Annotated in this window: 22 protein-coding genes; 12 read left to right on the plus strand and 10 right to left on the minus strand. The window is 63.4% G+C overall.

Annotated elements, in window-relative coordinates:
- Positions 1 to 36: 36 nt before the first annotated feature.
- From Hhyl6_RS20345 to Hhyl6_RS20365, 5 genes are all read right to left on the minus strand, one after another.
- Entirely contained in the window at positions 37 to 882 is an 846-nt protein-coding gene (locus tag Hhyl6_RS20345) for a carbohydrate ABC transporter permease (RefSeq protein WP_483741081.1), read from the minus strand.
- Positions 879 to 1817, minus strand: coding sequence for a carbohydrate ABC transporter permease (locus Hhyl6_RS20350; RefSeq protein ID WP_483741082.1), 939 nt, complete (start codon positions 1815 to 1817; stop codon positions 879 to 881). The genes Hhyl6_RS20345 and Hhyl6_RS20350 overlap by 4 nt, the downstream gene beginning before the upstream one ends.
- Before the next feature lie 9 nt (positions 1818 to 1826).
- Positions 1827 to 3179 carry an ABC transporter substrate-binding protein gene (locus tag Hhyl6_RS20355; RefSeq protein WP_483741083.1) on the minus strand — a complete coding sequence of 451 codons (1353 nt, stop codon included), beginning with the start codon at positions 3177 to 3179 and terminating at the stop codon, positions 1827 to 1829.
- 61 nt (positions 3180 to 3240) lie between these two features.
- Positions 3241 to 4041: a creatininase family protein gene (locus tag Hhyl6_RS20360; RefSeq protein ID WP_483741084.1), complete on the minus strand. Its 801-nt coding sequence runs from the start codon at positions 4039 to 4041 to the stop codon at positions 3241 to 3243.
- Positions 4042 to 5139 carry an ABC transporter ATP-binding protein gene (locus tag Hhyl6_RS20365; protein ID WP_483741085.1) on the minus strand — a complete coding sequence of 366 codons (1098 nt, stop codon included), beginning with the start codon at positions 5137 to 5139 and terminating at the stop codon, positions 4042 to 4044.
- A gap of 542 nt (positions 5140 to 5681) precedes the next feature.
- On the opposite strand from Hhyl6_RS20365, the gene Hhyl6_RS20370 reads away from it, so the two are divergent.
- Together Hhyl6_RS20370 and Hhyl6_RS20375 are read left to right on the plus strand one after the other, a co-directional pair.
- The gene (locus Hhyl6_RS20370; RefSeq protein WP_483741086.1) at positions 5682 to 6464 is read left to right on the plus strand and encodes an IclR family transcriptional regulator; all 783 of its coding nucleotides are present in this window, start codon (positions 5682 to 5684) and stop codon (positions 6462 to 6464) included.
- A 574-nt stretch (positions 6465 to 7038) separates the two neighbouring features.
- Positions 7039 to 7641, plus strand: a complete 603-nt coding sequence (locus Hhyl6_RS20375; RefSeq protein ID WP_483741087.1) for a NosD domain-containing protein — start codon at positions 7039 to 7041, stop codon at positions 7639 to 7641.
- On the opposite strand, the gene Hhyl6_RS20380 is transcribed toward Hhyl6_RS20375, so the two are convergent.
- Positions 7638 to 8843: a glycoside hydrolase 5 family protein gene (locus Hhyl6_RS20380; protein WP_483741088.1), complete on the minus strand. Its 1206-nt coding sequence runs from the start codon at positions 8841 to 8843 to the stop codon at positions 7638 to 7640. The two genes, Hhyl6_RS20375 and Hhyl6_RS20380, sit on opposite strands and share 4 nt — an antisense overlap.
- Before the next feature lie 237 nt (positions 8844 to 9080).
- Between Hhyl6_RS20380 and Hhyl6_RS20385 the strand changes: the two genes are divergently transcribed.
- The 4 genes from Hhyl6_RS20385 (at position 9081) to Hhyl6_RS20400 (ending at position 12972) form a co-directional block, all read left to right on the plus strand.
- Positions 9081 to 10178 carry an AI-2E family transporter gene (locus Hhyl6_RS20385; protein WP_483741089.1) on the plus strand — a complete coding sequence of 366 codons (1098 nt, stop codon included), beginning with the start codon at positions 9081 to 9083 and terminating at the stop codon, positions 10176 to 10178.
- 241 nt (positions 10179 to 10419) lie between these two features.
- A complete protein-coding gene (locus Hhyl6_RS20390; protein ID WP_483741090.1) occupies positions 10420 to 11811 on the plus strand; it encodes a selenium-binding protein SBP56-related protein in 1392 nt (463 codons plus the stop codon).
- Positions 11812 to 11826: 15 nt separating this feature from the next.
- Positions 11827 to 12144 carry a 2Fe-2S iron-sulfur cluster-binding protein gene (locus tag Hhyl6_RS20395; RefSeq protein WP_483741091.1) on the plus strand — a complete coding sequence of 106 codons (318 nt, stop codon included), beginning with the start codon at positions 11827 to 11829 and terminating at the stop codon, positions 12142 to 12144.
- Between the two features lie 27 nt (positions 12145 to 12171).
- A complete protein-coding gene (locus Hhyl6_RS20400) occupies positions 12172 to 12972 on the plus strand; it encodes a copper chaperone (protein ID WP_483741092.1) in 801 nt (266 codons plus the stop codon).
- A gap of 55 nt (positions 12973 to 13027) precedes the next feature.
- Here Hhyl6_RS20400 and Hhyl6_RS20405 read toward each other — a convergent pair whose 3' ends face one another.
- Entirely contained in the window at positions 13028 to 13756 is a 729-nt protein-coding gene (locus tag Hhyl6_RS20405) for a S16 family serine protease (RefSeq protein ID WP_483741093.1), read from the minus strand.
- A gap of 84 nt (positions 13757 to 13840) precedes the next feature.
- Between Hhyl6_RS20405 and Hhyl6_RS20410 the strand changes: the two genes are divergently transcribed.
- Positions 13841 to 14377 (plus strand): hypothetical protein, encoded by a 537-nt coding sequence (locus Hhyl6_RS20410; RefSeq protein WP_483741094.1) that lies wholly within the window; start codon positions 13841 to 13843, stop codon positions 14375 to 14377.
- 47 nt (positions 14378 to 14424) lie between these two features.
- On the opposite strand, the gene Hhyl6_RS20415 is transcribed toward Hhyl6_RS20410, so the two are convergent.
- Positions 14425 to 15105 (minus strand): cupredoxin domain-containing protein, encoded by a 681-nt coding sequence (locus Hhyl6_RS20415; protein WP_483741095.1) that lies wholly within the window; start codon positions 15103 to 15105, stop codon positions 14425 to 14427.
- Positions 15106 to 15235: 130 nt separating this feature from the next.
- Here Hhyl6_RS20415 and Hhyl6_RS20420 point away from each other — a divergent pair, with 130 nt between their 5' ends.
- Positions 15236 to 15586: an ArsR/SmtB family transcription factor gene (locus Hhyl6_RS20420; protein ID WP_483741096.1), complete on the plus strand. Its 351-nt coding sequence runs from the start codon at positions 15236 to 15238 to the stop codon at positions 15584 to 15586.
- 3 nt (positions 15587 to 15589) lie between these two features.
- The gene (locus tag Hhyl6_RS20425) at positions 15590 to 15880 is read left to right on the plus strand and encodes a DUF7521 family protein (RefSeq protein ID WP_483741097.1); all 291 of its coding nucleotides are present in this window, start codon (positions 15590 to 15592) and stop codon (positions 15878 to 15880) included.
- A gap of 182 nt (positions 15881 to 16062) precedes the next feature.
- Here the strand turns inward: Hhyl6_RS20425 and Hhyl6_RS20430 are convergent, their stop codons facing one another.
- Both Hhyl6_RS20430 and Hhyl6_RS20435 read right to left on the minus strand, forming a co-directional pair.
- The gene (locus Hhyl6_RS20430; RefSeq protein ID WP_483741098.1) at positions 16063 to 16695 is read right to left on the minus strand and encodes a hypothetical protein; all 633 of its coding nucleotides are present in this window, start codon (positions 16693 to 16695) and stop codon (positions 16063 to 16065) included.
- 122 nt (positions 16696 to 16817) lie between these two features.
- Positions 16818 to 19424: a heavy metal translocating P-type ATPase gene (locus Hhyl6_RS20435; protein WP_483741099.1), complete on the minus strand. Its 2607-nt coding sequence runs from the start codon at positions 19422 to 19424 to the stop codon at positions 16818 to 16820.
- A gap of 463 nt (positions 19425 to 19887) precedes the next feature.
- On the opposite strand from Hhyl6_RS20435, the gene Hhyl6_RS20440 reads away from it, so the two are divergent.
- From Hhyl6_RS20440 to Hhyl6_RS20450, 3 genes are all read left to right on the plus strand, one after another.
- Complete coding sequence (locus Hhyl6_RS20440; protein ID WP_483741100.1) at positions 19888 to 20085, plus strand: heavy-metal-associated domain-containing protein; 198 nt, start codon at positions 19888 to 19890, stop codon at positions 20083 to 20085.
- A 490-nt stretch (positions 20086 to 20575) separates the two neighbouring features.
- The gene (locus Hhyl6_RS20445; protein ID WP_483741159.1) at positions 20576 to 22525 is read left to right on the plus strand and encodes a heavy metal translocating P-type ATPase; all 1950 of its coding nucleotides are present in this window, start codon (positions 20576 to 20578) and stop codon (positions 22523 to 22525) included.
- Positions 22526 to 22809: 284 nt separating this feature from the next.
- Positions 22810 to 23448, plus strand: a complete 639-nt coding sequence (locus Hhyl6_RS20450; protein ID WP_483741101.1) for a MaoC/PaaZ C-terminal domain-containing protein — start codon at positions 22810 to 22812, stop codon at positions 23446 to 23448.
- Positions 23449 to 23477: the final 29 nt, after the last annotated feature.

The raw sequence follows: 23477 nt of genomic DNA on the forward strand, positions 1-23477 counted from the left end.
AAACGACCACCGCGGCGATAATAAAAGTAGAGGCGGTTACTCTTTGACCGCGCCGGCGGTCATCCCCGCGACGATGTACTCCTCGAGGAAGGCGAACAGAATCAGCAGCGGGACGATGCCGATGACAGATACGGTCAGCATCATCCGCCAGTCGGTCTGCAGTGCGCCGACCATCGAGAAGACGCCGCGCGGGACGTTGTACTTCGCGCTGTCGGTGAGGAAGGTGAGGACGAACAGCAACCGGTTCCACGCGTAGAGGAAGGTGTAGGTGATGCTGGCGACCAGTGCCGGTTTGGTCAGCGGCAACACTATCTTCGTGAGAATCTGGAGTTGGCTGGCGCCGTCGATACGCGCCGACTCTTCGAGCGCGACGGGTATCGTCTTGAAGTACCCGTACAGCATCCAGACGTTGAACGGCAGGGTGAACGCCGCCGCCGGGATGATGACGGCCAGATAGGTGTTGAACAGGCCGAGCTGGGTGATGACGTCGAACAGGCCGACGATGAGCACGACCGGTGCGAACATCTGGACGACCAACACCGAGAGGAGGAAGGTCCGCTTGCCGACGAAGTCGTTCCGGGCACACGAGTACGCGGCCGGAATCGCCAGCAGGAGCGTGAGGACGACCGTCCCGAGCGAGATGAGGAAGCTGTTCCCTATCCAGAGGAGCACGTCGGTCTGGGACCAGACGTCTATGTAGGCTTGGACGCTGGGGTCGCTCGGGACCAAGGTCGCGGGCGCGGAGAATATCTCGGACTCGGGCTTGAACGTGCTCGAGAACATAGCGTAGAACGGGAGCATCATGACCCCGAGCAACGCTATCAGCACGCCGTAGAGACGGACTTTCCGGAGGCCGCTTCGGTCGTGGCCCGCCATCGTCATAGCTCGTCACCTCCGCGCGTGTAGATGCGCAGGTAGATGATGGCGAAGACGAGCAGGAACAGGAACCCGATGACGCTGTAGGCCGCGCCCTGTCCCAGGTTCCCGTTCTGGAGCCCGACTTGGTAGATGTGGATGACGAGCGTCGCCGTCGAACTGATGGGACCGCCGCCGGTCATCGTCCAGATGACGTCGAAACTGACGAAGGTCCAGATGGTCGACAGCAGCGTGGCGATGAGGATGACGCTCTTGAGCTGGGGGAGCGTGATGTAGCGGAACTGGTGCCACTTCTCGGCACCGTCGATGGCAGCCGCCTCGTAGAGCTCCTGCGGAATCGACTGGAGACCGGCGAGGAAGATGATGGCCATGAACGGCGTCCCTATCCAGATGTCGGCGACGACTACACCGAGCCACGCTATCTTGGGGTTCCCGAGGATACCGATGCCCTGCTCGATGACGCCGAGTTTCAGCAGGATGGCGTTGAGGTAGCCGAACTGCGGGTGCTCTATCCAGCGGAACACGACCGCAGAGATGGCGTAGGGGATGCCCCACGGGATGAGGAACGCGGTGCGGAAGAACTTGCGGCCGCGGATGTCCCCTTTGAGGTGGACGGCGATGAGCAGTCCGAGAATCGTCTTTCCGGCGACGCCGGCGACGACCCAGCGACCCGTCTGCCAGAGCAGTCGGTAGAAGATGTCGCTGTTGAAGATTTCGACGTAGTGCTGGAGTCCCACGAACGTCTCGATAGTGGAGTCGGCCGGCGACCGGTACAGCGACAACCGGAACGTCTCCACGATGGGGTAGCCGACGACTGCCAGCAGGAACAGCGCCGCCGGTGCGATGAGGAGGTACGAACGGCTGTTGCGCTGGAGGTAAGCTAACCCTCGTTCGAGACGGGAGTCCTCCGCCGTCTCGGTGTATTCCTCGGCCAGACTCATTCCTGTCTGTCACCCCATCGCATCTTCGAGATCACTCTGTGCCGCGTCTAGTGCCTCCTGTGGCGTCTTTCGCTCTGCCAGTGCCTCCTGAATCGCCTGGACCATGCGGTCGTTGAACTGACTGAAGTTACTCAGCTTCGGCCGAGCGCGGGCGTACTGACCGGCCTCGACGAACGGCCCCCAGTTCTTCGACTCGGAGAAGTACGACCGCTCGCCGACGGCTTCGACGACCGGGAGGAACCCCTTCTGCTTTGAGTACTGGAACCGCCGCTCCTCGTCGAAGTAGAACCGAATCAGGTCACGGGCGATGTCCTTGTGCTCGCTCTGGCTCAGAATTGCGAGCGTGTCGATGGTAAAGAGGCTGTACCGCCCCTCGGGCCCGCTGGGCACCTGCACGATGCCGTACTCGAAGTCGACCTCGCCGTTCTCCTGCGCGGAGGTGATGTTGAGGCCCGTGTAGACGTGCCCGATGACCATCCCGAGGTCGCCGTTCTCGAACAGTTGGCGGATGTCCTGCCGGGTCGAGGAGAGCGGCGAGGACTGGGTGACGTCGTGTTCGAGGTGCAGGTCCGTGTAGAACGACAGGGCGTCGGCGGCGCCGCCCTCGTTCACGACCGGCATCCCCTCGTCGTTCACGAGGTCGGCACCGTGGGACCAGTGGTAGTGGTAGTACTGGGACCCCGTCTCGATGGCGTCGGCGCCGGCGAGGCCGAGGGCCGGGACGCTGGCGTCACTGTCGCGAATCTGCTTCGCGGCGTTGAGCATGTCCTGCCACGTGTCCAGCGACGGGTTCTCGGGGTCGAGACCGGCCGTCTCGAAGACGTCCTTGTTGTAGTAGAGACACTTGTTCGAGGCGGCCCACGGCACGCCGTAGTGCGACCCCTCGTACATCGTCCCCTCGGCGACGCCGTCGTAGAACTGTTCGCCGAAGTCGCCGTCCATCATGTCGTCGAGCGGTTCCAGCGCGTCCTTGCCGACGAGTTGGGGAATCCAGCGCGCGGGCCACCGACTGACGTCGGGTGCCTGTCCACCGTCGACGCGGTTGTTCACCGTCTGCCGGGCGTTGTCCCACGTCACGCTGGTGAACTCCACCTCGACGCCGTGCTCCTCCTCGAAGGCGGCGTTGTTCTCCTCGAAGAACTGCTTGATGTTGTCGCCGACGCCCATGGTGAGGAACTGGACGCTCTGGCTCCCGCCGTCACCGCCGTCGCTGCCACTCCCACCGTCGCCGCCGTCGCCGCCGCTACCACCGTCGCCGCTACACCCGGCGATAGCGATGGCACCGCCTGCGCCGAGTGCCTGGAGTAGCTGCCGCCGGTCCATACTGTCCTCGCTAGCTTCGGTGTTGCTATCGGGCTGCATCATTAGTGTCACTTACTTCCACATACATAATTGTTTGTGTTTGTCTCCGCTAATTCCCTGTTCAGGCATTGTTCTCGTGGATAGCGACCATGAGGGCCGCGAGTTCCTCGCCGATAATCGAGCGGATGCGCTCACCTGTCTCGGCGCTCGCCTCCTTCGGCGCACCGATGGCGCCCGACTCCGAGTACGCGTCGAACGGGCGGTAGACGGCGACGTTGCCGCCGTCGAGCAAGTCCTGCCCGCCCCACTCGTAGTGTTCGTCCATCAGTTCGCCCTCGCGGGCTTCGAAGTCGCCGACGAGGTCCGGCCGTAGCGCGAGCATCAGCGACGTCTCGAACTCGCCGCCGTGAGCCATCCCCCCGGTCTCGGTCGTCCGGAGGGACTCGATTCGGTCCGACGCCAACTGGAAGTACGTCGTTCCGAGCACCTCCGCGTCGGTGTCGACGCCGACGGTGCTGACCACGGCGTCGATGAGGGGGCCGTTCCCGCCGTGGCCGTTGACGAACAGGACCGCGTCGAACCCGTTCTGAATGCCCGTGTGCGCGATGTCTTCGAGGGTCGCTCGCAGGTGAGCGAATTCGAGTGAGAGGGTCCCGCCGAACGACAGGTGGTGGGGAGAGAACCCACTCCAGACCGGCGGCGTGACGACGAGGGGGACGTCGTCCAACTGCTCGATTGCGGCGTCGACCATCGCTTCGACGAGCAACGTGTCGGTGACGACTGGCAGGTGGTTTCCGTGTTGCTCGACGCTCCCGACAGGGATGACGAGAACTGAGCCCGGTCGTTCGCCGACGTCTCGGACTTGTCCTGCGGTCATCCCGGCCCACTCGCTCTCCTTTCGACCGATAGTGTCGTACAACATTTACGCAGATTCCGTCCGCTGAAGTTCGTTCAACTCGACCCGTTCGCCGTCGGTGTCGAACAGGTGCATGTCCTCGACGTCGAATCCCAGCGGAATCTGGTCGCCGCGTTCGGGGCGATACTCGCTGGACACTCGCGCTACGACCTCCTTGTCGCCGCCGGCGGTCTCCAGATAGAGGAAGTTGTCCGACCCCATCGGCTCGACCACGTCGACGACGGTGTCGATGTACTCCCCGGCGTCTTCGGCGACGAAATCCTCCGGTCGCACGCCGAGCGTGTACTCTCCCGGCGGGACGTCCACGTCGAGCGTGAACGCTACGTCGGGCGACTCGAACCGGACGCCGTCGTCGCTCTCTGTCGCAGTCACCTCGAAGAAGTTCATCGACGGCGACCCGATGAACCCGGCGACGAACTCGTTGTTTGGTTCGTCGTAACACTGCTCTGGTGGGTCGACCTGCTGGAGTTCGCCCTCGTTGAGAATCACGATTCGGTCGGCCATCGTCATCGCCTCCGTCTGGTCGTGGGTGACGTAAATCGTCGTGACGTCGAGTTCCTCTTGGATGCGCTGAATCTCGGTGCGCATCTGGGTTCGGAGCTTCGCGTCGAGGTTCGACAGGGGCTCGTCCATCAGGAACACGTCCGGGTCGCGAACGATGGCCCGGCCGAGCGCCACGCGCTGTTGCTGACCACCCGAGAGCTGTTTCGGGAGGTCGTCCATGAGGTCCGATATCTCCAGCAACTCCGCGGCATCCTCGACACGTCGTTCGATTTGGTCGTCGTACTCACCGGAGAGTCGTAGCCCGAAGGACATGTTCTCGCGCACGGTCATGTGTGGGTAGAGCGCGTAGCTCTGGAACACCATCGCGATGTTCCGGTCCTGCGGGCGGACGTCGTTGACCACCTCTCCACCGATGGCTATCTCGCCGTCGGTGACCGTTTCGAGCCCCGCAATCATCCGGAGGGTGGTCGATTTGCCACACCCCGACGGACCGACGACGACGACGAACTCCCCGTCCTCGACCGACAGGGACACGCCCTCGACTGCGAGGACGTTATCGTCGTATACCTTGCTGACGTTCGATAGTGTAACCTCGCTCATACCGAGTGGGAGAATGGTCGCAATCATGGGTAATAAATGTTGGCAGTTGTGGCGTCTCTCCGCAGGCCAAGCACGTCGGAACCCACTGCTCGTCTCTGGACCGGGCGAATCCGGACGTAAACACCCGACGGTGTGTTCTTGCAGGGACTGAGTTCCAAGGTTGCCCTTGATGACTGCCGAACGACAGAACGGCGCAATGTGCGGGTAGAAGCACTCTAGAGTAGATATACTGGGACCTACATCTTCGTTAATCGGGTTTTCAACAGCGTTGAAAATGACGGCGCTCCGTTCATCGAGGCTTCCACCCTCTCGAAGAAATCTCCATAGCGGTTCTGAAAGCGTCGAATTCGAACCTTGTGCGCTTCGTCGACTTTCCCATGTGGGTTGTTGTCATGCTTCGAGAGGCGATAGCCACTCGAAAATAACATGGGTACATTCGTTAGGACAGCTGGGTCGGACGGGTCGCACCGGCTTTCAACGATAGTGGAAAATTTTTGCGTCGTGGAGGAAGCCTTTTCACCCTACACAAAATAGGGAATACCATGCCCACCCAAGACAAAAAGACCATAGGCGCCGTCGAGACGACGCTGGATATCCTCTCGGCGCTTGGCAAACTCGAACCCGTGGGCCTCTCCGAACTCGCCGCCTACCTTGACGTTCCCACTAGCACCGTGTTCATCCACCTCAACACGCTCGTCGAACGGGATTACGTCGTCAAGGAGTCGGGGCAGTACCGTCGGTCGTTTCGGTTCCTCGAAGTCGGTGGCAGTGTCCGGCATCGTCTGGACGTCGGCCGTCTGCTCCGCAACAAGGTCGAAGAGCTCAGTCGCGAAACCGGCGAGATTGCCGGTGCAGGTATCGAGGAGAACGGACAGCGAGTCATCCTGTACCGGAGTTCGGGCGAGAAGGCCGCGGGGGACGAGATACCTATCGGGAACCACACCGAGATGCACTGGACTTCGCTGGGGAAGGTCATTCTCGCGAACTTACCAGTCGACCGACGGAGGGAAATCGTCCACCAGCACGGGCTTCCGGAGGGGACTGACGAGACACTGACCTCCCGGAGCGACCTCGAAGCGGCCCTCGAACGAATCCGTGAGCAGGGGTACGCGATAGACGACGAGGAGCACCTCCGAGGCGTCCGTGGCATCGCCGTGCCGATATTCGACGAGGAGCAGGAGGTCATGGTCTCGCTGGGCATCACCGGACCGAGAGACAGGTTCACGTCCAAATATATGGCAAATATCCTCGAAGTACTGCGATATACTAAAAACGAAATCGAAGTCAGGAATCAATACTACGAATACAGTACTATCGATGGATAAATGGGGATACTATCGGCATAATATCTTCAAACAATCCTATATTTCTACTGTATGAATACTTTTCAGTGTAGCTTCACAACAGATAGCTGTGGGCGCGGAAATGGTGTCGATAGGGCTACACCTCAACCATTGTCTCGGGCCACGATACAGTCGTCTCCGGCACTCACCCCGGTCGGGAAGCCAGTAGCAGTCGGAACTCCGCCAGTCTCGGCCGGGTCTGTGACGAGCAGTCGTGCGGCGACCCACACCGAGCGAGTAACCACGTCTTACGCGAGTCGGGTGGCCGTCTCGCCCGTTTACACGTGTTGCGTGTGTCGCCATCGGACGTCCGTATCCACGCCGCCGACGCAGAGACCGAGAGCAGTACCGAGACGCAGTCCAACACCGGCCGAGTCACAGACCGAATCCGCCAGTCTGCCGGGTCAGGGAGCGCGGCATATGTGACGAATAACCAATATCCGGCGACCTGTCTGGGGAGGCGAATAGCACGTTCGACGCCGTACCGTCGGACGGCGCTGAGTGTCTCGACACGATGTTCGACTTCGACCGGGCCCCTGTCCCAGTTGCTTTCGTCTTGGTAGTCCTATCCGCGACGCTCGCCGGGGCGACAGTCGCCCCACAGAGCGCCATTGCCACCGACTCCACACCTCCGACGCCTGCCAACTCGGAGGACACGACGACCGTCCGGGATTGTCGAGTCATCACCGAGCCGGGGACGTACGTCCTGACGAGCGACATCCAGAACGGCGGCGGAGAGAACTTCACGTACATCTCGGAGTCCTGTATCCGCATCGAGTCCAGCGACGTCATTTTCGACGGCGCCGGTCACACTATCGACGGGATGGGCGTGAGCGATACGACGGCGGTACAGGTCGGCGGCGACGATTCCGTCTCGAACGTCACCGTGCGGAACGTGCGAATCACGGAGTGGAACAGGGCGATATATCTCGCGAACGTCACGGACGGCGTCGTGCGCCGAGCGAACGTCACCGGGAACAGTTTCGGCGTCTTCGTCGAGGACTCGTCGGCCGTCGCCGTTCGTGGCGTCACGGCTCGCCAGTACTTCGTCGGCGTCTACCTCGGCGACGCAGACGCGACGCTCTCGAACAACTCGTTTACGGCTGACGCCGGTACTGCCGTCGTCCGCGACCGGCCGTCCGCGTCGCAGCGGGATTAGTCTCTGATGGCCGCCGCCCACTCGGGCCACTCCTGTCGTTCGCGGCCGTCGAACGTCGGGTCGCCCGACATGGACTTGATAGCGCGGGCGTCCTCTAGACTCCAGACCGCGCCGTCCTCGTGGAACAGGCCGTTGAGGACGCCGTACTCGCGCTGTGAGGTGACCACGGCGGGCTTGACCATCAGCGACCAGAAGAAGTTCCCGAACTCGAACTCCTCGATGGTGGGTGCCATCGAGGCGTAGTTCGGGTCTCGTTCGTCGAGCGCCGGAGCGGAGTGGAAGCCGCGGCCCGACCTGACGCGTTGCCACTCGGTGAGCCAGACCGGTTTGTCGGTCCGCTCTCTGACGATGCCGACCTGTCGGAGGGCGTCTCGAAAGACGTCCTCGCTGGTCGGGAAGTTGTAGTGGAACTGCAAGATGTCGCTGCCCCAGTCGGCGTAGTCGAGGTCGTTCACCACGCTCGTCGACCCGACGGTGAGGGGCACGGACTCGCGGTGGCGGCGGAGGGTACGAAACATCGCCCGGGCGAACCGCTTACGCGGCGCACGCCACCCGGGTTCGTTCATGATTTCCAGTCCCAGTAGTCTATCGTCGTCGCCCCAGTTGTCTACCACCCAACGAACGTACTGACGGGGTTGCTCCCATCGCGTGGGGTTCTTCACGACCGCCAGCGACGGCGACGCGACTACCGTCGCCGTAAGTGGGTTTTCGTCGGTCAGGTTCGCCTCGGTGGGCGAAGCACCGATACCCTCGAACAGGGTGACGAGGACGCGGAGACCGTTCTTCTCGGCGGCCGTCAGCAAGTGGCGGAAGCGCCGTCGACACGCGGCGGGGTCCTCCCGCCAGAACTCGAAGTTCAACCACGTGCGGATTGCGTTGAGGTCGAGTCTCGCGGCGTACCCGAAATCGCGTTCGACGACGCGCCGGTCGTACTCGGCCCACATCTGGTACGTGTTCCACGCTCGGGCCGGGAGGTACAGCGCCCCACGCACGTCGACCGGAGCGGTCGTCTGCCCCTCCAGCGGAACGGTGACCGTCCCGGTCCCGTGTGTTCCGTCAGTTACCGTCTCGCGACGCGTCGTGGACTCGTCGGTGTCGGTTCGCCGTTGCTCGGACCCGAAAAGACTCCGACACCCGGCTACTGACGCCGCGCCCGCCCCGAGGCCGAGTCGAAGGAACTGCCGACGAGTGCGGTGCCTCATCGATGCGCGGTACGCGGGCCCCCCTGAAGTGTATACACCGCATATCGGCCGGGCCACGACGACGGCGGTGTTCTAGTCGCGTCCGGGCGAGGCGCGAAGGACGGCTAGTCCGTGGTTAGGACGGCCGAGTACCACAGGGGGAGACACACCCCCGGTAGCCCCGCTCTGCCGCCGACCGACTGACGGACGTCTGACTCCTGTCCGTAGGTTTATGAGTCGTACGTGACGAGTGGGGGTATGGACGCGAACCGATTCGTCGTCGCCCTGTTCGGCCTCGTCGTCGCCGTCGTCCTCGGTGCGCTCGCGTACCAGTTCATCGCCCCGCTTACGCTGTCGGTATTCCTCTACTACTCGACCCGACGGTTCTACAAATCGCTCCGACGGCTCCGGTTGCCGGCCCGAGTTCGCGCCGTCGTCGTCATGGGGTCGGTCGCAGTCCCGCTCCTTCTGCTCGTGAGTTACGCCGTCGTCCTCCTCGTCCTCGAAGCGCGGACCTTCGTCGAGCAGTACGCGTTGGTCGACGTGGCCGCCACGCACGTCGATTGGCTCGGCGAAATCGAGACGATGCCGGACCTCACCGTCCAGGGCCTCTACGAGGCGTACCAGTCGGGGCAGCTATCCCCGGTCGTCCAGTTCCTCGGCGACCACGCCGCGCTCCTGACTTCAGTCGTCTCGAACTTCTTCCTCAACCTCTTCGTGACCGTCATCGTCACGTACTACCTGTTGCTGGACGGCCGCCGCATCCGCGAGTGGCTCGTGCGGTTCGACGACGGGGCGATAATCCGGGAGTACCTCGAAGCCGTCGACCGGGAACTCGAAGCGGTGCTGTTCGGCAACCTGCTGAACGTCCTCGCCATCTCGCTCATCGCCATCGCCGCGTTCTCCGGGTACAACGCGCTGGTCCCGGCACCCGCGGAGGTTCCGTATCCGGCGCTCGCGGGAGCGCTGACCGGCGTCGCGAGTCTGATTCCGGTCGTCGGGATGAAAATCGTCTACCTTCCGCTGACTGGCATCGCCGCTCTGCCTGTCGTCCTCGGTGGTGACTCTTCACTGCTCCTCTACGTGCTGGGCTTTCTCGTCGTCGCGGTGGTCGTCGTCGACACGATTCCGGACCTCATCCTGCGACCGCTCCTCAGCGGTGAGGACACCCACGTCGGCCTGTTGATGCTGGCCTACACGCTCGGGCCCGTCGTGCTTGGTTTCTACGGCCTCTTTTTCGCGCCGATTCTGCTGGTCGTCGGGCTCACCTTCGCCAACACGGCGTTACCGCGACTGTTGGGGGCTGACGAACCAGAGGGACTGCACCCGAACCAGTTACGGCTCGACGACTTCTAGAGAATGCCCCGTGAGCGACGACAGACGGGTGGGCGGCAGGTTACCGAGAGACACTGGATGGACCCGTTGGGTGGTGCTGAGGTACCTGGCCGCCGCTGTGTGGATAGCACCGAATTACCCGGCTGACGTCCGGTCCCCGAAACCCGCCCGGACGAACTCTCGCACGCGCCGTGACGGTAATTCTCTCGTTCGCAGTCTTGCTAGCGGATAACAATCTATCTGATTCGTGTACGTTCGCGTGATGTCTAGCGAGCACCAACAGAGCCACGAACACGCAGAGCACGACCACCACGAACACGCAGGGCCGGGGTATCTGACGCCGCAGGCGGCCATCGAGGTGTCCGAACCGGAGCGACTCGCCTACGTGATGGGGATTCACACGGGCACCGACGTCGACGCTCCGGACTTCGTCGCCGTCGTCGACGTCGCGCCGGACTCCGACAGCTACGGGGAAATCGTCAACCGAATCGACCTGCCGAACAAGGGGGACGAACTCCACCACTTCGGCTGGAACGCCTGCTCGTCGTCCTGCCACATCGGCGGACTGGAGCGGCGCTACCTCGTCGTGCCGGGGAATCGCTCGTCCCGAATCCACATCGTCGACGCGAAAGACCGGGAGAACCCGGAGCTAGTCGACGTCATCGAACCGGAGGAGGTCCACGAGCAGGACCTCTCAGCCCCACACACCGTCCACTGCATCGGCGGCGGGACCGTCGTCATCTCGATGCTGGGGAACGCGGACGGCGACCTGCCGGGCGGATTCCTCGAACTCGACGAGGACCTGAACGTGAAGGGGCGCTGGGACGCTCCCGGCGAGATAGACTTCAACTACGACTTCTGGTACCAGCCACGGCACAACGTGATGGTCTCCTCGGAGTGGGCCGCCCCGAAGACCTATCAGCCGGGATTCGACATGGAAGACGTGGAGGCGGGCAACTACGGCCACGAACTCCAGTTCTGGAACTGGGAGGACCGGACCGTAGAGCAGACGGTAGACCTCGGCGAGGAGGGGTTGGTCCCGCTCGAAGTCCGATTCCTCCACACGCCGGACCACGCCCACGGGTACGTCGACGCGGCGCTGTCCTCGAATATCTTCCACTTCTGGAAGGAGGACGACGAGTGGACCGCCGAGAAGGTCATCGACTTCGAGGGCCGCGAGATGGAGGGATGGGACATGCCGGTCCCGGCGCTGCCGACGGACATCCTCGTCTCGATGGACGACCGCTACCTCTTCGGGTCGAACTGGCTCCACGGTGAGGTGTGGATGTACGACGTCTCCGACCCGACGAACCCGCGCCATGCCGACTCCATCTCCGTCGGCGGCTACTTCGGCGACGTGCAGGAACTGCAGGGCCGCGAACTCGTCGCGGGCCCGCAGATGCTCCAGCTCTCGCTGGACGGCGAGCGACTCTACTGGACCACGTCGCTGTACTCGACGTGGGACAACCAGTTCTTCCCGGAGGAGGCCGAGAAGGGGTCGGTGATGCTGAAGGCGGACGTGAATCCGCGTCGAGGTACCATGACGCTCGACGAGGAGTTCATGGTGGACTTCGGCGAGGTGCCGGAGGGACCCGCCCGCGCCCACGAGATTCGCTGGCCCGACGGCGACTGCACGAGCGACGTCTGGGAGTGAGCTTGCGACCCGACGATGGTCACGGCGAGGCTAGTGTGGCGCGACGGGCGGGAGGCGGCGGTCAGCGCCGACGGCGAGACGGTCCTCGACGCGGCCGAGGCCGCCGGCCTGAGCCTGCCGTTCGGCTGTCGGACCGGCGTCTGCGGGACCTGTACCGCGCGGTTGCTGGACGGTGAGCTAGAACACGACCGAGAGGCGCGAGCACTCAAGCCACGGCATCTCGACGACGGCTACGTGTTGCCCTGCATAGCGGTGGCGACGACCGACTGCACGCTCGAAGTCGGTCCCGAGGTTCACCGGGACTTGCTGACGATTCCGTGGAGAGGGGAGTGACTGGCTGACGGGCACACCACACGACCAATGAACGAACCAGAGCTGCGAAGGCGGGTCACACGGCGCGGCCGCCTCCCTGTCGCGCTGACGACGTACGCGGTCGCGTTGGTCGCGTGGGCGGGGTTGTTGGCCCACGACTCCCTCGAACACCTGCTGTTCGGAGGGGCGCATCTGCGCTTCGCGGGGGCGACGGGTCCGGGAGCGGTGGAGGCGGCCGCCGCGGCGGACGGTGCGGTCGGCGTCGTCCACTACCTCGGCATGTGGGGGCTGATGATGGTCGCCATGATGTACCCCTCCACTGCGAGAGTCTTCCAGTGGTACGCCGACCGTTCCGGTCAGCGGTCGACAACCCCTATCGTCGACGCTGTCTCTTTCGTCGGCGGCTACACGCTCCTGTGGGTCGTCCTCGGTCTCGTCCCACTCGGGGTGAACGCCGTCGTCTCCATCACCGAACTGGCGCGGACGTGGGGGTTGCTGTACTTCGGCGTCGCCTTTCTGCTCGCCGGCGTCTTCCAGGTGTCGCCGGTGAAGCGCCGCTATCTGGGTCGCTGTCGCTCGCCGACCGATTCAGTCGGTCGCTATCCGCCGGTCGGCATCCGGAGGGCGTCTCGTTCTGGGGTGGCGTTCGCCGTACAGGACGTCGGGGCCTGCGGCGTCCTGATGGGGGTCATGGTCGTCGTCGGGTCGATGAACGTCGGGTGGATGGCGGTCATCACGGCGGTCCTTTCGATGGAGCGCCTGACCGCGCAGGGCTGGCAGTGGGCGCGAGTGTTCGGGGTAATCAGCGTGGTCAGTGGCCTTGGACTCTTTGTGGTGGGAATGGGGTAACTGATAGCCAAGCGTGAAGCACGGTGGAAACTGCCCGCCGGAATACGGCGTCGCCTCATCCGAGGACCTGGCGCACGACGGCGGAGATATCGGGCACTGCCTTCACCGTTATCTCGGGAACTGAAACCGACTGGCCCGGCGGGACGAGCAACAGTTCGACACTAGCACTCCGAGCAGCGACGGCTTTCGGTTCGACGCCGCCGACAGGGAGCAGTTGCCCGTCTCGTCCGACCACACCGGTCACGAGCTTCCGTGGTGACGGCCGGTTCCCGGTGAGTAATCCGACGAGTGCGACCGTGAGCCCCGCTTCCCAGCTCTTTCCCCGGAGCGTGAATACTCCAGAGCCCGGCGGGTCGAACGAGACGAACAGGTCTCGGCCGGCGAGCGATGCATCGGCTATCTCCTCGGCCGTGGCAGTAGCCTCCCGAAGGGCTAGCTGGATGTCGTGTCGTACCTCCACCCTGTCGAGGTTCACGTAGAGTTCGCCGCTCCCCGCTTCGAGCGACATCTCGACGTCCACGACGAGGCCCTCTCCGGTCGCGTCGACGGCCGGCAAGTGATAGCTCGTGTGCGGCGCGACTGCGCTCTCGCTCGCCAGCGTCGCCAGTCCTTCGGGACGCGCACCGTCCACGAGACTTCCCACGCCGAGTGCGCCACCGACTCCGATGCCGCCGAGAGCCGCACCCAGAAGGAACTCACGTCGGTCGACGACAGACGCCTCCATACGGTCGACGGCGTCGTCTCCGTCTGCGGGTCGGTCCTGTATCGGTCCACCGGAAGTCATCGGTCAGTGGTCTCTCTCGGGACGTGTTACTCGTTTACAGTTAGCACGCTTAGATGTATATATTTGCCTCTCCAGTACCGTCTCGTGGACGCGCATCGATTCGCATCCCTCGCCGGCGTCTCCGCACTGAGCGCCCTGACGACGGCCGTGGGCGTCGGCGTGGCCTACTGGCTCGAACTCCAGTTACTCGTCGGGACATCGTCACTGACGGTCGTAGTGGTCGCCGGTCTGGTCGAAGAGGGGTTCAGTAGGTTGCTCCCGCTCATCGTGACGTTTTATCTCTGGAGTTACCGCCGTGGGCACCTTCTCACGAAGACGGAGGGTGTATCGTCGACTGTCGTCTCGGGTGTGACTGTCGGCGCTCTCGAAGTCGTCCTCAAACTCCGGTACCTCACACAGCTCGAGCGAGCCGTCCACTTCGACGCACTCGTGTTACCGTTCGTCTTCGTCCACTTTCCCCTCGCGCTCGTCGCCGGTCGGTTCGCTTACGCACTCGGTGAACGCATCCACCGCAGTTCGGACATCGGAGTGCCTCGACTCTCGTGGCGAATAGTCGCCTACCTGGTCGGTGGCTATCTGGTTCTCGTCGCCGCCCACGTCACGTACAACGTGAGACTGTAAACTACTGCAACACTCCCGCTGTCCCGAAAACTCGTGCCGTAGTCGGGTTAGTGTTCGTGACCGAGCGCTTCGTTACACATCGCGTTGAGTTCCGAAATCTTCTCGCGGACGCGCTCGGGTTTGTCCTGTGGCGGGTCCTCGAGCGCCGGTTGGCCGTGAGCGTCCGGTTCACCGACGATGACGCTACCGATCATCCCGAGAGATTCGTGGGGCGTACAGTAGTAGTGGTAGACACCCTCAGTTTCGAAGGTGTGTTCGAACGTCGCTCCACCCTCCGAGAGGATGCCGCTGTCCCACGACGCGGCACCGTCGGGGACGAGTTGTGGTTGGTCGTTGTCCGGGTGGTAGGCCGTCGCGGAGTGGCTCCCGCTTTCGTTGTGGAAGGTCACCGTACCGCCGACCTTGACTCGGACCACGTGAGGGTCGAAGTGGTAGCTCCCGTCCTGCGTGAGCATCTTCACCTCTGCCGTGTCCGTCGGCTCACCGATTGCCTCCTGATGCCCGTGGCTGTCACCGCCGTGACCGCTCTCTTCGTCGCTGTGTCCGCCCTCGGTGTCGTCGTGGCCCTCCGTCTGGCTGTGCGCATCCGTTTCAGAGTGTTCCTCCGTCGCTTCCGCCCCGCTTTCGGGGTCCGTCTGGGTGCCCGAACAGCCAGCGAGGCTAACGGCCGCCGCGCCACCAGTTAGTTGGAGTAGCCGTCGCCGCGTGTACAGTGATTCGTTGGTCATGGCATCGGTCACCTTACACTAGTCGATACGCTCGGTGGGGTAATAGGGGAGAGAGCTGTTTTGCACGCGACGCAAAAACGCTCGTTAATTAAGTGTCCGTACGTCAATAACCGCTATTACGAGGGACAGTGTGGATAGAGACGACACCGCTTCGGAACTCCTCGAACTATTGGGTAAGGAGCGTGTCCGGCAGATTCTCGCGGCGACCAGTCGCGAACCGTTGTCGGCCAAGGAGTTGAGCGAGGAGTGTGACGTCGCCCTCTCTACGATTTACCGCCGGGTGGAAGAGATGACCGAACAGGACTTACTCATCGAACAGACGCGGGTCGAGTCGGACGGGAGTCACCACAGCGCCTATCGGGCGAACGTCGACCACCTCGACGTCGACATCGGCGACGGAACTATCGACGTCGACGTACACGTCCGCGAGGACGCGGCACAGCGTTTCTCGCGCATCTGGAACGACCTCCGGGAGAGTTAAACCATGCACATCGAACTCGTCATCGCGAAGCTCATCACAGTCGGACTCGGGTTGTTGATAACCTATCAAGCGTTCAAAGGCTACAGAGTGTACGGGAGCGAACCGATGCTGTACGTGGCCATCGGCTTCCTGTTCATCAGCGTCGGGTCGGTCATCGAGGGCGTCCTGTTCGACGTCGTCGGTCTGTCGATTTTCGTCGCGGGAACCATCCAGACGACCGTCGTCGCAATCGGGATGCTCGTCATCCTGTACTCGCTGTACGGGCAGATGGCCCACTCGCCGAACGGAAATTGACTGGAGTGGGAAACAGTTGGAGATGCGTTTTCGGCGCCCGAAATACGCACATCGCGAGCAAACTGCCCCTGTAGAAGTAGACCGTTCGTGACCGGTGACTGGAGACAACGCAGGTGGGGAGCCGTCTTCACCGCGCTGTGTTCGGACACTGTCTGCATGTGGGACGTCCGCGAAACGGTACGTTACGTTCTGTGCCGTCGGTAAGCGTCGAAGAGGGCAGGAAGGCCCAGCGGAAACGCGAGGAGGCCGAACGTTCCCAGCACGTGCTTCGCGTACGCGGAATCTCGATAGGCGAGGTAGGTCGCACCCACACCGAGGATAGCGACAGCGTAGGCGAGCGAACTCCAGACGGGGTCGTACGTGGAGCAGTACCCCCAGCAGACCAGCGTGTAAGAGGGCGCGTTCCACGTCGACGGGTGCAGTTTCGGCCAAAAGAACCGACAGTACGTGGTGAACGCGAGCATCAGCGTCACGGGGACACCGACGAGCCACGTACTCGGCCGGACGGATAGCGTCGACCCGTACCGGTCGTAGAGGGCCAGCAAGGCCAGCGGAAGGCTGAAGACGACCAGCCAGAGGCCGACCGTGTAGGTGACTGGCCAGTGCTCGATTCGCGGTTGCGTGTAGGCGACTCTGAGCGCGTCGGGAAGCGTCGCCCACGGGAACGACGGGTCGGGGACGGGGTTGGTCAGGAACGAGACACCCATCAGGGCCACTCCGGTCAGGAGCACGTAGGTTCCCGCCGTCGCCGTCCGACCGAGCGACGAGGGAACGGCCCTCGATGGCAGGGTGCGGTCGTCTTCGTCGTCTGTCATAGCAGATTGGGGTGCATCCGGTAGCACGTCTCGCTGTGCAGCAGCGTGTTGATTAAGGTCGTTCTTTCAAGTCAAATCACGGTCTGTTCCGTGGTTTTCGGTGTCCGGACCAGTGGCGACGGTCAGCGGAGACGCCCGAGTAGCTTGTAGTCGTGGTCAGGGGTGTACCGGCGGAACAGCAGGCTGTTCGACAGCACCGAGACGCTGGAGAACGCCATCGCACCCGCGGCGAGCACCGGTTGGAGCAGGCCAAGCGAGGCAAGCGGAATCATCGCGGTGTTGTAGCCCAGCGCCCAGACGAGGTTCTGCTTGATTTTCTCGAGCGTCGCATCCGAGATGCGGATGGCTTTCACCACGTCCAGCGGGTCGTCGCGCATCAGCGTCACGTCCGCCGCTTCGATGGCGACGTCGGTGCCCGACCCGATGGCGGTGCCGACGTACGCGACGGCCAGCGCCGGCGCGTCGTTGACGCCGTCGCCGACCATCATCGCCTTCCGGCCTTCGTCCTGTATGCTCTCGACGGCGTCGGACTTGTCTTCGGGGAGGACCCCTGCGCGGACGTTCTCCGGGTCGATGCCGACCTGTTCGGCGACCGCGCGGGCGGTGCGCTCGTTGTCACCGGTAATCATCATCACGTCGACGCCGCGTTCTTGGAGCGCGCTTACTGCGTCTTTGGCGCTCTCTTTGATGGTGTCGGCATCAGCCACCACGCCGACGAGCTCACCCTCGCGGGCAACGAGCATCGCCGTCTTCCCCTCGTTCTCGAGGCGCTCCATCGTCTCCTCTGCGGGCGAGGGGTCGATTCCGTTGTCCCGGAGCAGTTTCCGGTTGCCGACCAGCACCTCACTTCCGTCGACGGTCGCTTCGATACCGTGTCCGGGGACGTTCTCGAAGTCGTCGGGGTCGGTCACGTCGAGACCACGGTCTTCGGCCCCCTCGACGATGGCGCGGGCGAGCGGGTGTTCGCTCCCGCTCTCGGCGCTAGCCGCGAACCGCAGGACGTCGTCCTCGCTGAGTCGGTCACGGTCGGCTAGTTGACCACCATCGGCGGCGGTCTCACCGCCGTCTGTGAGGGGGTGTCCGTCGCTGTCGAAGACGACGACGTCGGTCAGTTCCATCTCACCTTTCGTGAGCGTCCCCGTCTTGTCGAAGACGACCGTGTCGACGTCCTTCGCCCGTTCGAGGATGTCACCGCCCTTGAACAGGACGCCGTTCTGTGCGCCGATAGTCGTCCCGACCATCGTCGCCGCGGGGGTCGCCAGCCCGAGCGCACAGGGACAGGCAATCAACACGGCCGACGCGAAGACGATGACCGCGAACTCGAAGACCGAGACGCCACCGGCGGCGACGGGACCGCCCGCGACGAGCCCCCACAGCGGGAGCGCGTTCACGAATCCCGCGAGGACTTCGGGGAACAGGTACCAGACGACGCCCCAGAGGACGGCGTTCGCGATGACCGCGGGCACGAAGTACGCGGAGATGCGGTCGGCGAGGTTCTGGATGTCCGGCTGCCGAGATTGGGCTTCCTTGACCGTCTGCACGATTTGCTGGAGGGCGGTGTCCTTCCCGACCTTCGTCGCCTCGACGACGAGGACGCCGTTCTCGTTTATGGTCGAGCCGACGACTTCGTCGCCCTCGCTCTTTTCGACTGGGACGGACTCGCCGGTGACCATCGACTCGTCGACGGCGCTCTGGCCGTCGACGACGACGCCGTCCGTCGGAATCTGCTCTCCCGGGCGGACTTTCATCCGGTCGCCGACTTCGACGTCTTCGAGCGGGATTTCCTCCTCGTTCCCTGCGTCGTCGACGACGGTGGCCGTCTCGGCTTCCATCTCCAGCAGTTTACGGAGTGCCTCACCGGCCTGGCCCTTCGAGCGGGCCTCGAGGTAGTTGCCGAGCGTGATGAACACGAGGATGAGCGCCGCCGTGTCGAAGTACAGCCCGCCGGCTATCACTTCGAGCAGGACCGCGACGGAGTAGACGTACGCGGTGGTCGAACCGAGCGCGATCAGCACGTCCATGTTGGCGCGACCGTTCTTGACGAGCGCCTTGTAGGAGTTCTTGTAGAACGGCCAGCCGAGCACCAGCTGGACGGGCGTCGCCAGCAGGAACTCGACCCAGCCGAACTCGACGCCGAAAACCGTCTCCGGAAGGACGCCGCCACCGAGGACGAGTTTCTCGACGAGGAAGAACAGCAGCGGGGCCGCCAGCGCCGCGCCGAACAGCGTCAGCCGCAACTGGCGACGTATCTCCTCTTGCCGGGCGGCCTCACGTGCGTCACCGCTCGACCCGTCTTCCGTCTCGCCACCTTCGCGAACTGGTGAGTAGCCAGCGTCCTCGATGGCGTCGTAGAAGTCGTCGAGACTCGCCTCGGCAGGGTTGTACGTGACCTGTGCCTCGTCGGTCGCGAAGTTGACGTCGGCCTCGACGACGCCGGCCGTGCGCTCGAGCGCGTCCTGCACCGTCTCCGAGCAGTTCGCACACGACATGTCGGTGATGCCTATCGTTACCGAATCCGTGACCGGTGTGTACCCGGCGTCCTCGATGGCGTCGTAGATTCTACCGAGTGAGATTTCCTCCGGGTCGTACTCGACGCTCCCCTCGTCGGTCGCGAAATTGATGTTCGCGTCCGAGACGCCATCGAGGGATTCTACGGCGTCGGCGATGGTTTGCGAGCAGTTCGCACAGCTCATCCCCTGAATGTCGATTTGGCTTCGGCGCTGACTCATTACATAATCCTACGGACCCCTTATTCAACCGGTTTCCCCTTTCGTATATTCGGTGAGATGTCCGCTATAACTTCGAATCCAAAGTGAGCGGCAGTCGCCACCCCGAATCAGTCGACGTCCAGTCGACGCCACTCGTTTCTCTCTTCGAACCCCCGTCGATGCGGGTCGGCTCCTTTAGTGCCCACCGTAGTACTGACCGATGTACAGGTGATAGGGGCTCTGTTCCGCCGGAATCGAACGACGGGCGGCCTACGCGAAGTCACTGTCCGGTCGTCGAATGCTCGAAATCAGTAGTGGGTGGATATCGAGGGTGGTTTGGTCGAGGTTCTGTGAGGTGGCCGAACACCGACGGAAAACTGAAACAACACGACGAACTCAGATTCGATTCCAAGGCAGAGAAGCGTCCTCACCAACTATTCAAAACGACAATCCGCATAAAATAGGGGAGCGTAGGTCTTCCTGTATGTCGACGACCATCACTGTAGAGGGAATGAGTTGCGGCCACTGTGAGCAGACAGTCGAAGACGCCCTTAGAGACGTGAACGGCGTGACTGACGCGAACGCCGACCGGGCGGCCGACCAGGCGCGCGTCGATGGCGACGCCGACGTTACTGCGCTCGTTCAGGCCGTCGAGGACGCTGGATACACCGCCCACGCCTGAGAAGCGCCGCCCTTCTCGTTCGATTCTCCCGAGACTCCTCGCAGTGTCGAGCCCGGACAAGATAATGTCATTCGGTGCCAATGTACAGGGTATGAGCAACCACACAGAGCACAAGCATACCGGGGAGGCGGCCTCGGAACCCCTCCCGCCGTCTCACTCCGGAGCACCCGTCTACTGCTGCCGTATTTGCCAGTTAGAGACAGACGAAGAGACGCGAGTACCGGGCCACTCGTCACCCGAGCGGCGTTCCCGCGCACCGGAGAAGGGAGGTCACGATGCGGCGAGCAGTGCCGCTACGGAGCCCGGGCGGACAGACGAACGCGCACGACACGGCCGCGTAACCGACCACGGAGACCGCCAAGCCGAACCCGAACACACAGACCCCGGTGAGGCGGAACACGCACACGATGCCCACGGCCACGGTGCACACGGCCACGAGGAGGAACACGAGCGAGGTGGTGCACACACGGACCACACGGGCCACGAAAAGATGTTTCGGCGGCGGTTCTGGGTGTCGCTCGTGCTCTCGGTGCCGGTCCTCTTCTTCAGCGAATTCGTTCAGGACGTGTTCGGCTACACAGCGCCGTCGTTCCCCGGGAGCGTCCTGATAACGCCCCTCCTCTCGGTGGTCATATTCGCGTACGGTGGCGTGCCGTTCCTCTCGATGGCCCGGACGGAACTGCGAAACCGCGAGCCGGGGATGATGATGCTCATCTCGCTGGCCATCACCGTCGCGTTCGCCTACTCCGTTGCCAGTCTGTTCCTCGAGGGAACGACGCCGTTCTTCTGGGAACTGGTCACGCTGATAGACATCATGCTGCTGGGCCACTGGATGGAGATGCGCTCGGTACGGCAGGCATCAGGGGCGCTCGACGAACTGGCGAAACTCATGCCCGACACCGCAGAGCGCGTCACCGAGAGCGGCGATACGGAGGACGTGCCCGTAGCCGAACTCTCCGAAGACGACGTCGTGCTGGTCCGTCCGGGAGCGTCGGTTCCCGCGGACGGCGAGGTCGTCGACGGGGGGTCGTCGGTCGACGAGTCGATGATTACCGGTGAGTCCCGACCGGTGGAGAAAGACCCCGGGTCCGAGGTCGTCGCGGGGACGGTCAATCAGGACGGGAGCCTCCGCGTCAGAGTCACGAAGACGGGCGACGAGACGGCGCTGGCGGGCATCATGCGTCTGGTCGAGGAGGCCCAACAGTCGAAGTCACGCACGCAACTACTAGCGGACCGGGCGGCGGGATGGCTGTTCTACGTCGCCCTCGCCGTCGCGGGTCTTACGGCCGTCGCGTGGGCCGTCGCCACGGGATTCAACGTCGGCGTGCTCGAACGCGTCGTCACCGTTCTCGTCATCGCGTGTCCGCACGCCCTCGGTCTGGCCGTTCCGCTCGTCGTCGCCATCAACACGTCGACCGCCGCCCAGAACGGGATGCTCGTCCGCGACCGCATCGCCATGGAGGAGGCCCGGAACCTCGATACGGTGATGTTCGACAAGACGGGGACGCTCACGAAAGGCGAGCAGGGAGTCGTCGGCGTCCATACGGGAGATAGCTGGAGTGAGAGACGGGCGTTCGCGGTGGCCGCCGGTGTCGAGGCCGACTCCGAGCACATGATTGCTCGCGCCATCCGGAACGCGGCCGAAGAGCGTGGTGTCGAGCGAACTAGCGTCTCGAACTTCGAGAACCTCCGCGGCCTCGGCGTCGAGGCGACCGTCGATGGGGAATCCGTCCACCTCGGCGGCCCCAACCTCGTCGACGAACTCGGCATCGAACGACCCGACGACGTGGTCTCGTTCGCCGACGAAGCCGGGTCGAACGCCCGGACAGTCGTCTACCTGATTCGGAACGAATCCGAGGTCGTCGCGGCCTTCGCCCTCGCGGACGTCGTCCGTGAGGAGAGCCGACAGGCCATCGAGGCGTTACACGGGATGGGTATCGAGGTGGCGATGCTGACGGGCGACTCCGAGGACGTCGCGAGGGCCGTCGCAGACGAACTCGGCATCGACCAATACTTCGCCGAGGTGCGCCCCGAGGAGAAGGACACGACGGTCGAACAACTGCAGTCGGAGGGGAAACTCGTCGCGATGGTCGGCGACGGCGTCAACGACGCGCCGGCGCTCGCCAGAGCCGACGTCGGTATCGCCATCGGGTCCGGCACCGACGTCGCTATCGAGTCCGGCGACATAATCCTCGTCGACAACGACCCGCTGGACGTGGTGCGACTCATCAGACTCTCGAAGGCGAGCTATCGGAAGATGCAGGAGAACCTCGTCTGGGCGACCGGCTACAACGTGTTCGCGCTCCCGCTGGCCGCCGGGGTTCTCGCGCCCATCGGCGTCGTCCTCTCGCCGGCAATCGGTGCGGTGTTCATGTCCGCGAGCACGATTATCGTCGCCATCAACGCTCGCCGACTCAAGGGCGTCGACCTCTCTACGTGACGACGCCGGTCGTCGGGAACAACCGGCCGGTCGGTCACGCGAGAGCTCTAGCCCCAACGAGTAGGACGAGGGAGTTCGCGGCAATTCTGTCACGAGCGGGTTGCGTCACGGACACACGCACCGCCCCTCTATCGAGGGAGGGGTTCCGCTCCCCGCGGCTTGCCAACGCTCTAGGTCTCGGACGCGTCGCTGGAGACGCCACGAACGTTGATAGTGACGCACCACGTCAGTCTCTAGCAGACAGTCGAAGAAGTGCGCCGTTCAGTCACCCAGTCACCGTACCAATGCCAGTCGACCCCGTATGTGGGATGGAGATACCGGCGGAGGCCACCGAAGGGTCTAGCGAGTACGACGGGGAGCTGTTCTACTTCTGCTCGACGGACTGCAGCGACCTGTTCGAAAGTGCGCCCGAGAAGTACGTCGAGACGCCGCACCCGCATCTCGTCGAATCGGGGGGCGTCGTACTACCTCGCCTCCCCTACGGCCGCGCGAAAGGAGAATTCGACCTCTCTATCGACGACCCCACAGCACTCGCGGAAGGCGACAGCGTCAGTTTCTCGAAAGTGATTACCGACGCCGACGTCCGGACGTTCGCCGAAGCGACGAGCGACACGAACGCACTCCACCTCAACGACGCATTCGCCGAGCACACCCGGTTCGGTCACCGAATCGTTCACGGGACGCTCGTCTCGGGACTGATTAGCGCCGCCCTCGCGTGTTTCCCGGGGCTCACGATTTACCTCTCACAGAATCTCGAATTCCGCCGCCCAGTCGACGTCGGCGAGTCACTGACGGCTCGGTGTAAAATCGTCGACGAACTCGAAGACGACCGCTATCGGCTCACGACACGCATCGAAGATGGGGCGGACGAAATCGTGCTGGACGGGACGGCAACGGTTCTGCTCGACCCCATGCCGGTATGATGCACACGTGTTCCACATGCCAGGACGAC

This window comes from Haloarcula sp. H-hyl6, from assembly GCF_056934455.1.

Excerpts from the sequence above, each read along its gene's own strand:
- Hhyl6_RS20360 (WP_483741084.1), bottom strand. The coding sequence starts at position 4,041 with ATGTTGTACGACACTATCGGTCGAAAGGAGAGCGAGTGGGCCGGGATG.
- Hhyl6_RS20400 (WP_483741092.1), top strand. The coding sequence starts at position 12,172 with ATGAACGAACCAGAGCTGCGAAGGCGGGTCACACGGCGCGGCCGCCTC.
- Hhyl6_RS20365 (WP_483741085.1), bottom strand. The coding sequence starts at position 5,139 with ATGAGCGAGGTTACACTATCGAACGTCAGCAAGGTATACGACGATAAC.
- Hhyl6_RS20405 (WP_483741093.1), bottom strand. The coding sequence starts at position 13,756 with ATGACTTCCGGTGGACCGATACAGGACCGACCCGCAGACGGAGACGAC.
- Hhyl6_RS20450 (WP_483741101.1), top strand. The coding sequence starts at position 22,810 with ATGCCAGTCGACCCCGTATGTGGGATGGAGATACCGGCGGAGGCCACC.
- Hhyl6_RS20395 (WP_483741091.1), top strand. The coding sequence starts at position 11,827 with ATGGTCACGGCGAGGCTAGTGTGGCGCGACGGGCGGGAGGCGGCGGTC.
- Hhyl6_RS20440 (WP_483741100.1), top strand. The coding sequence starts at position 19,888 with ATGTCGACGACCATCACTGTAGAGGGAATGAGTTGCGGCCACTGTGAG.
- Hhyl6_RS20415 (WP_483741095.1), bottom strand. The coding sequence starts at position 15,105 with ATGACCAACGAATCACTGTACACGCGGCGACGGCTACTCCAACTAACT.
- Hhyl6_RS20370 (WP_483741086.1), top strand. The coding sequence starts at position 5,682 with ATGCCCACCCAAGACAAAAAGACCATAGGCGCCGTCGAGACGACGCTG.
- Hhyl6_RS20380 (WP_483741088.1), bottom strand. The coding sequence starts at position 8,843 with ATGAGGCACCGCACTCGTCGGCAGTTCCTTCGACTCGGCCTCGGGGCG.
- Hhyl6_RS20435 (WP_483741099.1), bottom strand. The coding sequence starts at position 19,424 with ATGAGTCAGCGCCGAAGCCAAATCGACATTCAGGGGATGAGCTGTGCG.
- Hhyl6_RS20445 (WP_483741159.1), top strand. The coding sequence starts at position 20,576 with ATGTTTCGGCGGCGGTTCTGGGTGTCGCTCGTGCTCTCGGTGCCGGTC.
- Hhyl6_RS20350 (WP_483741082.1), bottom strand. The coding sequence starts at position 1,817 with ATGAGTCTGGCCGAGGAATACACCGAGACGGCGGAGGACTCCCGTCTC.
- Hhyl6_RS20385 (WP_483741089.1), top strand. The coding sequence starts at position 9,081 with ATGGACGCGAACCGATTCGTCGTCGCCCTGTTCGGCCTCGTCGTCGCC.
- Hhyl6_RS20390 (WP_483741090.1), top strand. The coding sequence starts at position 10,420 with ATGTCTAGCGAGCACCAACAGAGCCACGAACACGCAGAGCACGACCAC.
- Hhyl6_RS20355 (WP_483741083.1), bottom strand. The coding sequence starts at position 3,179 with ATGCAGCCCGATAGCAACACCGAAGCTAGCGAGGACAGTATGGACCGG.
- Hhyl6_RS20345 (WP_483741081.1), bottom strand. The coding sequence starts at position 882 with ATGACGATGGCGGGCCACGACCGAAGCGGCCTCCGGAAAGTCCGTCTC.
- Hhyl6_RS20425 (WP_483741097.1), top strand. The coding sequence starts at position 15,590 with ATGCACATCGAACTCGTCATCGCGAAGCTCATCACAGTCGGACTCGGG.
- Hhyl6_RS20430 (WP_483741098.1), bottom strand. The coding sequence starts at position 16,695 with ATGACAGACGACGAAGACGACCGCACCCTGCCATCGAGGGCCGTTCCC.